Origin of the sequence: Marinobacterium stanieri, from assembly GCF_900155945.1 — a bacterium.
Taxonomy (GTDB): Bacteria; Pseudomonadota; Gammaproteobacteria; order Pseudomonadales; family Balneatricaceae; genus Marinobacterium; species Marinobacterium stanieri.
The window spans coordinates 208,052-220,513 of the sequence record NZ_FTMN01000003.1 but is presented as its reverse complement, the minus strand read 5'-3'; the positions used below and the strand labels follow the sequence as shown (position 1 = coordinate 220,513).

The window sequence follows — 12,462 nt, the reverse complement described above, 5'->3', positions numbered from 1 at the left end:
ACCTCTATGAAATTCAAAGGTAAACGCGCCTGGGTTACGGGTGCCAGTTCAGGTATTGGCCAGGCCGTCGCCCGTGCGCTGGCAGGCGAGGGCGCTGAGATTGTGCTTTCCGCCCGTCGTGAAGACCGCTTGCAGAGCCTGGCAGAAGAACTGAAAAACCAGGGAGCGCAGGTTCATATTGAAGCGGCGGACGTTTCTGATCGTGCAGCCATGGAAACTGTCGCGGAGCGGCTGGCCGCATTGGGCGGTATCGATATCCTAATCAACAATGCCGGCACCATGCCGATCAGCCCGATCATCAATGGCCGCGTTGATGAATGGGATCAAATGATCGATGTGAATATCAAAGGCGTACTATATGCAATTAATGCCGTCTATTCAGGCATGGCTGAGCGTAAAGCAGGGCATATTGTAAACGTCAGCTCCATTGCCGCGCGCACAACCTACCCCAGCGCAGGGGTCTATGCCGGCACCAAGCATGCAGTGCGAGCCATTTCTGAAACCCTGCGCAAGGAAGCGATCCGCTTCGGTGTACGGGTTACCGACATTCAGCCGGGCTCCGTGGATACCGAGCTGCCTGACAGCATCGGTCACGAGAAAATTCGCGGCATTGTTAAAAGCAACATGTACGGTGAAGATGCCGCCATGCTTAAAGCGGATGACATCGCCAATGCGGTTATCTATGCGCTGGAGCAGCCAGAGCATGTGGATGTGGGTGAGCTGCTGATCTGGCCGACACGCCAGGAAAGCTAAGCGTCGCAACTGAAAAAGGAGTCAGGCTTGTACAAGCTGCTAATATTTGACTGGGACGGGACAGTAATCGACTCGACCACCCGTATCGCGTCCTGCCTGCGCTCTGCAGCACGGGATCTGGAGCTCCCGATCCCTAGCTGGGAAGCAGCCAAGGACATTATCGGCCTTGGTTTGCCTGAGGCGATCGCGAAGCTGTTCCCGGGAGAGGGTGACCACATCATCGATCCCGTACGTGAGCGATACGGTCACTATTATCTGGGCGCTGATCCGACGCCTGCCGTACTTTTCCCCGGTGTGCAGCAAACGCTGGAAAGCCTGAAGAGCAAAGGCTATCGGCTAGCGGTGGCGACCGGTAAAAGTCGTAAGGGGCTTGATCATGTCTTTGCAGAAACCGGGATTGGCAGCCTGTTTGAGCTGTCGCGCTGCGCCGATGAAACGGCATCAAAGCCGGACCCGCTCATGCTGCACGAACTTCTTGAGCAGAGTGGTGTCTCTGCTTCGCAGGCACTGATGATTGGCGATACAGAGTACGATCTGGAAATGGGGCGTAATGCCAGCATGGATACGCTGGCCGTCAGTTATGGCGCCCATCATATTGACCGCTTGAAGGTACTAAAGCCGGTCGGTGAAATTCACCATTTCCCGGATCTGGAACACTGGCTCGAAAAGCGTAACGGAATCAACTGATACGAGGGATAGATGTGAGTGATGAGCATTGGGGCGTAGAGCCTCCACATAAACAGGAATCCGAGTCAGGCTCGTCAAACAAGCCTCAGGGCAAGCCTGTTGAAAAGCCCGGCACGGAACGCGAGTGGCGCCTGATTGAGAAAATGCTTGGCAGTTTGCATGTCGAACATCGACGTGCACGCCGTTGGGGAATTTTCTTCAAGCTGCTGACATTCACCTATCTGTTCGCGATTCTGGGTCTTTTCTGGCTGGGTAATGACTTCAATACAGATGATGTCGTGCCGCATCCGCATACCGCACTGGTTGAAGTCAAAGGCCCGATTGCCGATGACGAGCAGGCCAATGCCGATGCTCTGGTTACCGCACTGCGGGAGGCATTTAAAGCGGAACGTAGTCGTGCAGTGATTTTGCGTATCAATAGCCCCGGCGGCAGTCCGGTTCAGTCAGGCTATGTTTATGATGAAATCAAACGTCTGCGAGCGCTTTATCCGGAGAAAAAGGTTTATGCCGTTATAACTGATATCGGCGCATCCGGTGCTTATTATATTGCTGCCGCTGCGGATGAAATATATGCCGATAAAGCAAGCCTGGTTGGCTCCATCGGTGTTATCTCCTCAAGTTTTGGCTTTGTTGAGTTGATCGATAAGCTGGGTGTTGAGCGTCGCACACTTACGGCGGGCGAGAATAAAGCCTTCCTGGATCCCTTTGCGCCGCTGCAGGATCAGGATCGTGAATTCTGGCAGACTGTTCTGGATACCACTCACAAACAGTTTATTGACCAGGTTAAAAAGGGGCGAGGCGATCGTCTGCAGGAAAATGATGAGCTGTTTTCCGGCTTGATCTGGACCGGTGAGCAGGCGCTTGAGTTGGGTCTTATCGACGGCCTGGGCAGTAGCTCAATGGTGGCAAGGGATATCGTGGGCGCTGAAAAGCTTGTCGACTATACCTCTCGCCCACGCCCGATTGATCGAATTATCAAGCAGTTTGGTACCGAGGTGGCGCGGGAGCTGGCGTTGCAGTTTGGTGCCCGCGCCGGATTTAGTCTGCAGTAATCAAAACGGGTGTACGCCCTCCGACTCCAGCATCCTGACCAACCGAATCAACGGCAAGCCGATCAGGGTGTTGGGGTCATCCCCCTCCAGACGCTCGAACAACACAATGCCCGCGCCCTCGGATTTGAAGCTGCCGGCACAGTTGTAGGGCTGTTCGTGCCTCAGATAGCCTTCAATCATCTGCTCTGTCAGTTCACGAAAGTGCACATGAAAGGGCACGACTTCCGTTTGCGCGTTTCCAGTTGCACTGTTGAGCAGCGTCAGGCCCGTCAAAAACGTTAAGCTTCGACCAGATGCGGCTCTTAGTTGCTCAACCGCACGCTCATGAGTACCCGGCTTGCCGATAATGCGGTCATCCAGCACCGCAACCTGATCGGAACCAATGATCAAAACATCTTCATGTGTTTCCGCTTCAGCGACTTTTTGCGCCTTTTCAAGCGACAGGCGGCTGACCAGATCAGCGGGGGATTCATCAAAGAGAGCTGTTTCGTCGATATCAGGATGCCGGGTGCGATAGGGCAAACCCAGCTTATCCAGTACTTCTCGACGCCAGGGTGAGCTGGAGGCCAGCACTATATTCGGCAACATATCGACTCCTTTTAATATGAAGTAGGGAGTAATGAAAAGGTTCTGATATAATAGGCGCCTCAAATATTCCGTTAAACCCCTATTTCCTTTGACAGATAGGGGTTCTAACCCTAGAATTGCGCGCTTATGTCGTACGGTCCATTACCGAAAAAAATTGAACCTCGCAAACTGGCTGAGTGGGAAACGGCACTTGCCGGTACGGCTGCTATTGCAGCCATGCCACGATTGGCTTCCAACCTCGTTACTGACGAGGGTGTTGTAGATGTCGATCTTCAGTTTGCGAAAGATGAACAGAACCTGTGCATCCTGACTGGTCATGCGCACGGCAGTGTCTTAATGACATGCCAGCGTTGTCTAGAGCCGGTTAAAGTAGACGTTAACGCCGAGTTCAATCTCGCGGTAGCGCTGACGGATGAGCAAGCGAAGCATCTGCCCCGTAGCTATGATCCTTTGATCATTGAAACGGATGAGATTGAACTGCTACCAGTCATCGAGGACGAGCTGATGCTGAGTCTGCCGCTGGTTCCGTATCACGATGATTGCAGTATTCAAACCTCGTTCGGTGACGCGGAAACGGCCCGGACGCAGGAAGAAAAACCTAACCCCTTTAGTGTATTGGCCCAGCTTAAAAAGGCCGATAAGAGTTAAACCAGGAGCTATTTACCATGGCAGTACAGCAGAACAAAAAGTCCCGTTCAAAGCGTGATATGCGTCGCTCTCACGATGCACTGGGCAACCCGACTCTGGCTGTTGACGCAACTACCGGTGAAACCCACCGTCGTCACCACGTCAGCGCTGACGGTTTCTACCGTGGCCGTCAGGTCGTAGCCAAAGGCGACGAGTAAGCTTGACCGCAGGGTATCGCATTGCGGTTGATGCGATGGGCGGGGACCATGGTCCCCGTGTTACCGTATTGGCCGCCATCGATGCCCTGTCTCGCCACCCCGACCTGGAAATACTGCTGTTTGGTCAACAGTCCTCCCTTGAGCCTTTCCTGGCACGTCACCCTGACAATCTGATCCAACGCCTTCATCTTGTCCATGCCGACTCTGTTGTGGCCATGGATGAGAGACCATCCTTTGCATTACGCCGTCGCCGCGATTCCTCCATGTATATGGCTCTGGAAGCCGTTGCCAAGGGCGAGGCTCAGGCATGCATCAGTGCGGGCAATACCGGTGCCTTGATGGCCATGGGGCGCACCTGCCTGCAAACCTTGCCAGGCATTGATCGTCCCGCGATCACCACGGCCATTCCCACGCTCAAAGGCCACTCCTACATGCTTGATTTGGGGGCCAATGTGGACTGCTCCTCCGAGCATTTGTTGCAGTTTGCCATTATGGGATCAGTCATGCTCCAGGCCGTTGAACAGATCAGTCAGCCAACCGTTGGCTTGTTGAATATCGGTGCAGAAGAAATTAAGGGTAATGAGCAGGTCAGGCTGGCGTCGCGCCTGCTGTCAGAAGAACCCGGGCTTAACTATGTCGGCTTTATCGAAGGCGATGGCGTATTTTCCGGCAAGGTAGACCTTGTTGTCTGTGACGGTTTTGTTGGCAATATCGCCCTCAAAAGCAGCGAAGGCCTGGCCCGCCTGATGAGCCGCAAGGTGCGCAGAAGCTTTAGCCAGAGCCTGTACCGCCGTTTGCTGGCTTTTCTGGCACGGCCGATATTGAAGGAACTTCAGGAACAACTGGACCCAAGTCGCAGAAATGGAGCCAGCCTGTTAGGCCTGCAAGGGATAGTGGTCAAGAGTCACGGCGGCGCCAATCGCAAGTGCTTCGGTCATGCCATCGATCAGGCAATCAGCGAAGTGGAAATGAATATCCCCGCTTTAATCAGCGATCACCTGGAACAACACCTGCCTCGTTCCGGTTCTGTTCAGAACTAATCTTCGGTTTATCTTTCTGACGTTTTTTAATACTGGTTTATTTCCTTTACGCCCTGCATAAAAGCCTCCAATCTTCTATTTGCCCCCGAATGTTGTACACTAGCGGCCTTTAACCTGAGCGTTTCGCCAGGCTCAAAGTCACACGTAGAATATGGGGAAACCATGTCGCAGACGCTTGCTTTCGTTTTTCCTGGTCAGGGTTCACAGCAGCTGGGTATGCTCTCTGAGCTGGCCAGTGCCAATCCGATCATCGAGCAAACTTTTGCCGAAGCATCCGAAGCTCTGGGCTTCGATTTGTGGGCCATGTGCCAGGATGGACCAGAAGAGTCCCTCAACAGCACTGAAAATACCCAGCCTGCGCTGCTAACCGCCGGTGTGGCTCTGTGGCGCCTTTGGCAGGTGCAGGGTGGTGCTGCGCCTGTCGTTATGTCAGGCCACAGCCTGGGTGAATACACGGCTCTCGTATGCGCAGGCGCAATGTCGCTGGCAGACGGCGTCAAGCTGGTGAAGTTGCGTGGTGAAGCCATGCAAGCTGCAGTACCGGCTGGCACAGGTGCCATGGCGGCAATCCTGGGGCTGGCAGATGACGCTATCGAAGCAGCCTGCGAAGAAGCTGCCGAGGGTGCAGTTGTTTCTCCCGTGAACTATAACTGTCCTGGACAGGTTGTGATTGCAGGTGAAAAAGCGGCCGTAGAACGTGGCATTGAGGCCTGTAAGGCTGCCGGCGCCAAACGCGCTGTACCACTGCCGGTGAGTGTTCCTTCTCACTGCGCCCTGATGCAGCCGGCCGCAGAGCGCCTTGAGGCGGCTCTGGCCGACATCGAACTGAGCATGCCTGCTATCCCGGTAGTACAAAATGTATCGGCCGAGCAGGCAGCTGACCTGGCAACCTTGAAGCAGAATCTGGTTGCCCAGCTTTACAGCCCTGTCCTGTGGACGCGTTGCGTGCAGCAGATGGCAGGCAAAGGGGTAGATACCCTGATTGAATGTGGTCCTGGCAAGGTACTGACAGGCCTCAATAAGAAGATCGACCGTTCCCTGACGGGAATTTCCATCAGTGAACCGGCTGGGCTGGAAAAGGCCCTTAGCTGAAATTTTTCAGGACGTTAGGAACAACTTTCATGAGTATTGAAGGCAAAGTTGCACTGGTTACCGGCGCAACCCGAGGAATTGGTAAGGCGATTGCTTCGAACCTGGCCGCTCAGGGCGCTGTCGTAATCGGTACCGCTACCAGCGAAAAGGGCGCCGAAACAATCTCGGCATACCTGGCTGAGGCCGGCAATAAAGGCACCGGAATGGTGCTGGATGTGGCTGATTCCGCATCCGTTGAAACCGTGCTGAAGGCTGTTCAGGCTGATTTCGGTACGGTTGAGATTCTGGTGAACAATGCCGGTATCACCCGTGACAACATCCTGATGCGGATGAAGGAAGATGAGTGGGACGGTGTAATCAACACCAACCTGAACTCCATGTATCGTCTGGTAAAAGGCTGCCTTCGCGGCATGACCAAGGCGCGCTGGGGTCGTATCATCAGTGTCAGCTCCGTGGTGGCATCCATGGGTAATGCGGGGCAGTCCAACTACGCCGCAGCCAAATCCGGTATGGAAGGCTTTACACGCGCTCTGGCGCGCGAAGTCGGCTCTCGCAACATTTCGGTTAACTGTGTTGCACCGGGCTTCATTGATACCGATATGACCTCTGGTCTGGCAGATGAGCACAAGGAAAACCTGCAGGCGCAGATCCCGATGAACCGTCTTGGTCAGCCGGAAGAAGTGGCAGCAGTTGTTGGTTTTCTGGCCAGTGATGGTGGTGCTTATGTCACCGGTGATACCATTCACGTGAACGGTGGTATGTACATGTCCTGATCAAGGACAAAATCCGGCGAAAGAAAATTTGTTTTTTTCGTCGGATTGTTGATAATTGGCCGTCAGTTGACGGAGATACAATTCCAAACCGTCACACTTGTTGCCAGAGCGTAATGGGTTTTCTAAAATTCCATCTCGCATCCTGCGATGTGATGGTACTGAAGAGATAATAGGAAGAGATATGAGTAACATTGAAGAGCGCGTAAAAAAGATCATCGCTGAACAGCTGGGCGTCAAAGAAGAAGAAGTTGTTAACTCCGCTTCCTTTGTCGAAGATCTGGGCGCTGATTCCCTGGACACTGTTGAGCTGGTAATGGCTCTGGAAGAGGAATTCGAAACTGAGATTCCTGATGAAGAAGCTGAAAAAATCACCACCGTTCAGCTCGCGATCGATTACATCAACGCTCATCAGTAATCAATCCCGACAGAATTAGTCGAAAAGCCGCATCTATATGCGAATATAGTGCGGCTTTTCTTTTATCAGGCCTCTAGACTGGAGGAATAGGATGTCTCGCAGAAAAGTGGTTGTAACCGGACTGGGTTTGCTTACACCTGTAGGTAATACCGTGAAGGACACCTGGGACAATATCCTTGCCGGTAAAAGCGGCGCAGCACCTATCGATTTCTTCGATGCCTCTCAGTTCGCAACGCGCTTCTCTGCATCGGTCAAGGACTTCTCGCTTGAACCGTACATGAGTGCCAAAGAAGCACGCAAAATGGATCTCTTTATTCAATACGGTATGGCTGCGGCCGCTCAGGCCATTGAAGATGCCGGTATTGAAGCGACTGAATCCAATGCGCACCGCATTGGTTGCGCAATCGGCTCTGGCATCGGTGGCCTGCCGATGATTGAGAAGACCCACGATACACTGAACAACTCCGGGCCTCGTCGCGTTTCACCTTTCTTTGTTCCGGGCAGCATCATCAACATGATCTCCGGAAACGTGGCAATTAAGTATGGCCTGCGCGGACCTAACATCGCGATTACCACGGCTTGCACCAGTGGTACGCACAACATTGGCCACGCCATGCGCATGATCCAGTACGGAGATGCGGATGTCATGGTGGCCGGTGGCGCTGAAATGGCGACCACTCCGCTTGGGCTGGCAGGTTTCTCTGCTGCACGAGCACTCTCGACGCGTAATGATGACCCGACAGCGGCCAGCCGCCCCTGGGATCGTGACCGTGATGGTTTCGTTCTGGGTGATGGGGCAGGTGTGCTGATTCTGGAAGAATACGAGCACGCCAAAGCACGTGGCGCTCATATCTATTGTGAGCTGTCCGGCTTCGGCATGTCTGATGATGCCTTCCATATGACGGCACCGCCTGAAGATGGCGCCGGCGCAGCCCTGTCCATGCAGAATGCCGTGAACGATGCTGCGATCGATCCGGGTCGCATCCATTACATCAACGCCCATGGTACATCCACGCCGGCAGGCGATATCGCCGAGTCCAACGCTGCCAAGCGTGTACTGGGCAGTGCTGCCGACCAGGTTCGCATGAGCTCAACCAAATCCATGATCGGCCACCTGCTGGGTGCTGCCGGCGCGGTTGAAGCTGCGTTCTGTGTGCTGGCTCTGCGTGACCAGGTGGCACCGCCAACCATCAACCTGGATAACCCCTCAGAAGGCTGCGACCTCAACTATGTGGCGCACACCTCTCAGGAGTGCAAGATTGATGCGGCAATGTCCAACTCCTTCGGCTTTGGCGGTACCAACGGTACGCTGATTTTCAACCGAAGCTGAGGTAAGAGGAGGCGCTAGCGCCTCCTTCTGTTTCCGATGTCGACCTCAACCCTGATCAACGGCCTGCCTGCTTCGACGATTCCTGTTTCGGATCGTGGTTTGGCGTATGGGCAGGGCCTGTTCGAAACCATTCTGGTCAGTGCTGGCCAACCCGCATTACTCCACGCCCACTTTGACCGCCTGCTGCAAGGCTGTCAGCGATTGGGCATTCCTGATCAAGGGCTTATGGACGCCCTGAAAGCCGATATCGCCGGGCTGAGCTTGCCAGCGGGCGATGCAGTTCTCAAGCTTATTGTGACTGCGGGAAGTGGTGGCCGTGGTTACCTTACGCCAAACCCTGCCAACCCCAATCGCATCGTCACACTTTCCCCCATGCCCGCATACCCGGATCAGCCTGAAATGGGTATAGATGTGTGCTGGTGTGAAACCCGGCTTGCGGTTCAGCCTGCCCTGAGTGGTATCAAGCACCTGAACCGTCTTGAGCAGGTGTTGGCCCGTGAAGAGTGGCGACACACCAATTGTCGCGAAGGCCTGGTATCAGATACCCGCGGTTTTGTGATTGAAGGCACGATGAGCAATCTTTTTTTCGTGTCTGAAGGTTGCCTGCACACCCCCGACCTGTCCGGCAGCGGTATCAATGGTATTATGCGGCGCCAGATCATTGCTCAGGCCGATGCCTGGGGTGTCCAGATCCATATTGGTGATTATTGCCCCGAACAGGTAATGGCTGCTGACGAACTGTTTCTCTGCAACAGCCTGAATGGCATCTGGCCAATTACCAATTTGGGCGAGCATGAATACCCGCTGGGACATATGACGCTTCGCCTGCAATCATTGCAGCTACAACGGAAGGTAAAATGATTAAAAAGCTGCTGCTGTTGCTGACCCTGCTTATTGTGCTGGTTGCTGCTCTGGGATGGGGCGGCTATCAGATGCATCAGGAAAAAATGAGTGCCCAGCTGCCGATTGAGCAGCCCAGGCAATTACACGTCGATGCCGGAACCTGGTTCCGCAAATTTGCCCAGCAACTCAGTGATGAAGGGCTCATCGACAGTCCTCTGTGGCTACGTCTCGAAGCCCGCCTGAACCCTTCGGTAACCGCTATTAAAGCCGGTGAATATCAGATTGAGCCCGGCATGTCGGTGCGCGACCTGCTTGATCGGGTGGTTGCGGGTGAGACCATCAGTTACAGCTTCACACTGGTTGAAGGGATGACGTTCAAGCAGTTGCGCCAACGCCTTTTGGCAGATGACCGTCTGGAGCACACACTGGATGCGCTTGATGAAAAAGCACTGTTGAAAGAATTGAATTCGGATCTGCCGGCCCTTGAAGGACTTTTCCTGGCCGAAACCTACCAGTTCGAACGCGGCACCAGTGATGTCGACCTGCTACAGCGGGCTTACGCCGATTTGCAGGAAGTACTGGCCGAAGCCTGGGAGTCACGTAAACCTGAGCTGCCTTATGATACGGCCTATGAGGCCCTGATCATGGCATCCATTATTGAAAAGGAAACCGGTGTTCCTCGTGAGCGCCCCCAGATCGCCGGTGTCTTTGTCCGTCGTCTGGAGCGTGGCATGCGCCTGCAGACTGACCCCACAGTCATCTACGGTATGGGCGACCGTTACCAAGGCAATATTACACGTGCGGATTTGCGCCGACCGACACCCTGGAATACTTATGTAATCAACGGTTTGCCGCCAACACCTATCGCACTGGTGGGGCGCGAAGCCATCGAGGCCGCCATGAACCCGGCACCAGGCAAGGCCCTGTATTTTGTTGCCAAGGGCGATGGCACTCACCAGTTTTCCAATACATTGCGCGAACATAACAACGCCGTGCGCCGTTATCAGTTGAGCCGGCGCAGCGATTATCGTTCGTCACCAGAAGAGTAAGAAGATGCAAAGCGGTCGCTTCATTACAGTCGAAGGTGGAGAAGGGGTGGGCAAAACCACCAATCTCGATTTTATTGAAGCCAGCCTCAGGGCACAGGGGCGCGACGTTGTCAGAACGCGTGAACCCGGTGGCACTCCGCTGGCCGAATCAGTGCGAGAGTTGCTGTTGGCGCCCCGCGACGAGCAGGTATCCGACCTGACGGAGCTGTTACTGGTCTTTGCGGCACGCGCCCAGCACCTGGAACAGGTTATCAAGCCTGCTCTGGCCGCAGAAAAGTGGGTGCTCTGCGACCGGTTCACCGACGCGACCTACGCCTACCAGGGGGCTGGCCGAGGTATGGATATGACAGCCATTGCCACCCTTGAGCAGCTGGTACAACAAACGCTCAGACCCGATCTGACCCTGCTGCTGGACGTTCCGGTCGAAATCGGTATGGCACGTGCCAGTGCCCGAAGTGCACCGGACCGGTTCGAGTCGGAGCAGCTGCAGTTTTTCGAAGCGGTTCGTAAGCTCTACCTGCAACGTGCTGAAGCAGAGCCTGATCGCTTTGCGGTAATCGATGCCTCACCTGAGCTGCCTGTCGTGCAACAGCAAATCCAGGACGTTTTGCAGCGCTTTGGAGCCAGTGTATGAGCGATGTAGCTGATTACCCCTGGTTTGGCAGCCGCTGGGAGCGCGTCATGGAGCAGCGCCAGCATGGTCGGCTACCGCATGCGTTGTTGCTGTCGGGGCCTGCCGGTATCGGCAAGGCAGAATTTGCCGAAGCGCTGGGTAATTTGCTGCTGTGCCACAACCCTAAGGGCAACAAGCCCTGCGACCATTGTCATAGCTGTGAATTGCGTATCGCCGGTCACCATCCTGACCGCTTTCAGCTGCGTCCTGAAGCCCAGGGCAAACCTATCAAGGTGGACCAGGTACGTGAACTGATCGATCGCCTGCACAGCACTGCCCAGCAGGGCGGCTACCGTATCGTAACCCTTGAGCCGGCCGAGTCGTTAAACACTTCATCAGCCAACGCCTTGCTGAAGATTCTGGAAGAGCCCGGAGAGGATACGCTACTGATCTTGATCAGCCACCAGCCGGGGCAGTTGATGCCAACTATCCGCAGCCGCTGTCAGCGCATCGATTTTGCTATACCATCGCCAGATGAGGCCGCTCAGTGGCTGACGCAATCGCTGGAACTTGAGCCGGCCAAGGCCAGTCAACTGCTTGGTCTGGCTCACGGTGCGCCTTTGCGCGCGCGAGACCTGTACCAAAGTGATGCCATGGATCAGCGCAAGCTGCTGATGACGGGGCTTGCAGACCTGCTGCGAGGCCGTACCAGTGCATCCGAGCTGGCAACCAAACTTGGCAAGGCGGATCTGCTAAACTGTCTGGACTGGCTCGCCAGCCTGCTTAATGATGTTGTGCGCATGCAGATGACCGGCTCGGACGAGCCGCGGGTCAACGCCGATATGCGCCGCATGCTGGAAGCAGTTGCCAAACAGACCAGTCGCGTTAGAATCTTTTCGTTAGCCGATCGCATCCAGGAAGAGAGGGTCAGTCTTATGCTGCGTCAGAATCCCAATCGACAGCTGTTGCTGGAGACACTTCTGCTGCAGTGGTCTGCATTGGTCCGATAACAGGGGAACGTTGAATCATGTCCATAATTCCAAGGATCAGTCACGGTATACTGTCCCTGAATATCGACAACAAGGAAAATCTCTACAAGGCCTACATGCCGTTTGTAACGAATGGCGGGCTGTTCATTCCCACGACACGCAGCTATCAGCTCGGGGAAGAGGTTTTCATGCTGCTCATGTTGATGGATGAGCCGGACAAGATTCCGGTGACGGGCAAGGTTATCTGGGTGACACCAAAAGCAGCCCAGGGCGGGCGTGTACCGGGTATCGGTATCCAGCTCTCCAGTGATGACTCATCGCTGGTCAACAAGATCGAAACCTACCTGGCGGGTATGTCCAGCAGTGGGCGCCGCACCAACACACTGTAAAAGT

16 protein-coding genes are annotated in these 12,462 nt (G+C 54.7%); 15 read left to right on the top strand and 1 reads right to left on the bottom strand.

The annotated features are described in order from the left end of the window. Window positions 1-6: 6 nt before the first annotated feature. From BW956_RS08585 to sppA, 3 genes are read left to right on the top strand one after another with little or no spacing between them, the layout of a single operon-like run. The gene (locus BW956_RS08585) at window positions 7-753 is read left to right on the top strand and encodes an SDR family oxidoreductase (RefSeq protein WP_076462400.1); all 747 of its coding nucleotides are present in this window, start codon (window positions 7-9) and stop codon (window positions 751-753) included. Window positions 754-780: 27 nt separating this feature from the next. Continuing rightward, window positions 781-1,440: an HAD family hydrolase gene (locus BW956_RS08580; protein ID WP_076462399.1), complete on the top strand. Its 660-nt coding sequence runs from the start codon at window positions 781-783 to the stop codon at window positions 1,438-1,440. A 14-nt stretch (window positions 1,441-1,454) separates the two neighbouring features. Continuing rightward, on the top strand, window positions 1,455-2,492 hold the full coding sequence (sppA, locus tag BW956_RS08575; RefSeq protein ID WP_076462398.1) for a signal peptide peptidase SppA: 1,038 nt from the start codon (window positions 1,455-1,457) through the stop codon (window positions 2,490-2,492). Here the strand turns inward: sppA and BW956_RS08570 are convergent, their stop codons facing one another. Further along, window positions 2,493-3,080: a Maf family protein gene (locus BW956_RS08570; RefSeq protein WP_076462397.1), complete on the bottom strand. Its 588-nt coding sequence runs from the start codon at window positions 3,078-3,080 to the stop codon at window positions 2,493-2,495. Window positions 3,081-3,206: 126 nt separating this feature from the next. Between BW956_RS08570 and BW956_RS08565 the strand changes: the two genes are divergently transcribed. The 12 genes from BW956_RS08565 to BW956_RS08510 all read left to right on the top strand — a co-directional run bounded on the left by BW956_RS08565 (window position 3,207) and on the right by BW956_RS08510 (window position 12,458). Next, window positions 3,207-3,728, top strand: coding sequence for a YceD family protein (locus BW956_RS08565; protein WP_076462396.1), 522 nt, complete (start codon window positions 3,207-3,209; stop codon window positions 3,726-3,728). A gap of 17 nt (window positions 3,729-3,745) precedes the next feature. Continuing rightward, window positions 3,746-3,925 carry a 50S ribosomal protein L32 gene (gene rpmF / locus BW956_RS08560; RefSeq protein ID WP_010324065.1) on the top strand — a complete coding sequence of 60 codons (180 nt, stop codon included), beginning with the start codon at window positions 3,746-3,748 and terminating at the stop codon, window positions 3,923-3,925. Window positions 3,926-3,927: 2 nt separating this feature from the next. Continuing rightward, window positions 3,928-4,965: a phosphate acyltransferase PlsX gene (plsX, locus tag BW956_RS08555; protein WP_076462395.1), complete on the top strand. Its 1,038-nt coding sequence runs from the start codon at window positions 3,928-3,930 to the stop codon at window positions 4,963-4,965. Window positions 4,966-5,127: 162 nt separating this feature from the next. Continuing rightward, on the top strand, window positions 5,128-6,057 hold the full coding sequence (gene fabD / locus BW956_RS08550) for an ACP S-malonyltransferase (RefSeq protein WP_076462394.1): 930 nt from the start codon (window positions 5,128-5,130) through the stop codon (window positions 6,055-6,057). Window positions 6,058-6,086: 29 nt separating this feature from the next. After that, window positions 6,087-6,830 (top strand): 3-oxoacyl-ACP reductase FabG, encoded by a 744-nt coding sequence (gene fabG / locus BW956_RS08545; protein WP_076462393.1) that lies wholly within the window; start codon window positions 6,087-6,089, stop codon window positions 6,828-6,830. A gap of 181 nt (window positions 6,831-7,011) precedes the next feature. Next, entirely contained in the window at window positions 7,012-7,245 is a 234-nt protein-coding gene (acpP, locus tag BW956_RS08540; protein WP_010323864.1) for an acyl carrier protein, read from the top strand. A 91-nt stretch (window positions 7,246-7,336) separates the two neighbouring features. Continuing rightward, the gene (fabF, locus tag BW956_RS08535) at window positions 7,337-8,575 is read left to right on the top strand and encodes a beta-ketoacyl-ACP synthase II (protein ID WP_076462392.1); all 1,239 of its coding nucleotides are present in this window, start codon (window positions 7,337-7,339) and stop codon (window positions 8,573-8,575) included. A gap of 36 nt (window positions 8,576-8,611) precedes the next feature. Beyond that, the gene (gene pabC / locus BW956_RS08530; protein WP_076462391.1) at window positions 8,612-9,436 is read left to right on the top strand and encodes an aminodeoxychorismate lyase; all 825 of its coding nucleotides are present in this window, start codon (window positions 8,612-8,614) and stop codon (window positions 9,434-9,436) included. Continuing rightward, window positions 9,433-10,467, top strand: coding sequence for an endolytic transglycosylase MltG (gene mltG / locus BW956_RS08525; protein WP_076462390.1), 1,035 nt, complete (start codon window positions 9,433-9,435; stop codon window positions 10,465-10,467). Before pabC ends, mltG begins: the two co-directional genes overlap by 4 nt. Window positions 10,468-10,471: 4 nt before the next feature. After that, entirely contained in the window at window positions 10,472-11,101 is a 630-nt protein-coding gene (tmk, locus tag BW956_RS08520; RefSeq protein WP_076462389.1) for a dTMP kinase, read from the top strand. Then, window positions 11,098-12,090, top strand: coding sequence for a DNA polymerase III subunit delta' (locus tag BW956_RS08515; RefSeq protein WP_076462388.1), 993 nt, complete (start codon window positions 11,098-11,100; stop codon window positions 12,088-12,090). Before tmk ends, BW956_RS08515 begins: the two co-directional genes overlap by 4 nt. 17 nt (window positions 12,091-12,107) lie before the next feature. Continuing rightward, window positions 12,108-12,458 (top strand): PilZ domain-containing protein, encoded by a 351-nt coding sequence (locus BW956_RS08510; RefSeq protein WP_010323858.1) that lies wholly within the window; start codon window positions 12,108-12,110, stop codon window positions 12,456-12,458. Window positions 12,459-12,462: the final 4 nt, after the last annotated feature.

What these genes read in the sequence shown, in the direction of transcription:
- BW956_RS08585 (WP_076462400.1), top strand. Translation starts at nt 7, where the DNA reads ATGAAATTCAAAGGTAAACGCGCCTGGGTTACGGGTGCCAGTTCAGGT.
- BW956_RS08570 (WP_076462397.1), bottom strand. Translation starts at nt 3,080, where the DNA reads ATGTTGCCGAATATAGTGCTGGCCTCCAGCTCACCCTGGCGTCGAGAA.
- BW956_RS08565 (WP_076462396.1), top strand. Translation starts at nt 3,207, where the DNA reads ATGTCGTACGGTCCATTACCGAAAAAAATTGAACCTCGCAAACTGGCT.
- rpmF (WP_010324065.1), top strand. Translation starts at nt 3,746, where the DNA reads ATGGCAGTACAGCAGAACAAAAAGTCCCGTTCAAAGCGTGATATGCGT.
- fabD (WP_076462394.1), top strand. Translation starts at nt 5,128, where the DNA reads ATGTCGCAGACGCTTGCTTTCGTTTTTCCTGGTCAGGGTTCACAGCAG.
- fabG (WP_076462393.1), top strand. Translation starts at nt 6,087, where the DNA reads ATGAGTATTGAAGGCAAAGTTGCACTGGTTACCGGCGCAACCCGAGGA.
- acpP (WP_010323864.1), top strand. Translation starts at nt 7,012, where the DNA reads ATGAGTAACATTGAAGAGCGCGTAAAAAAGATCATCGCTGAACAGCTG.
- fabF (WP_076462392.1), top strand. Translation starts at nt 7,337, where the DNA reads ATGTCTCGCAGAAAAGTGGTTGTAACCGGACTGGGTTTGCTTACACCT.
- pabC (WP_076462391.1), top strand. Translation starts at nt 8,612, where the DNA reads ATGTCGACCTCAACCCTGATCAACGGCCTGCCTGCTTCGACGATTCCT.
- mltG (WP_076462390.1), top strand. Translation starts at nt 9,433, where the DNA reads ATGATTAAAAAGCTGCTGCTGTTGCTGACCCTGCTTATTGTGCTGGTT.
- tmk (WP_076462389.1), top strand. Translation starts at nt 10,472, where the DNA reads ATGCAAAGCGGTCGCTTCATTACAGTCGAAGGTGGAGAAGGGGTGGGC.
- BW956_RS08515 (WP_076462388.1), top strand. Translation starts at nt 11,098, where the DNA reads ATGAGCGATGTAGCTGATTACCCCTGGTTTGGCAGCCGCTGGGAGCGC.
- BW956_RS08510 (WP_010323858.1), top strand. Translation starts at nt 12,108, where the DNA reads ATGTCCATAATTCCAAGGATCAGTCACGGTATACTGTCCCTGAATATC.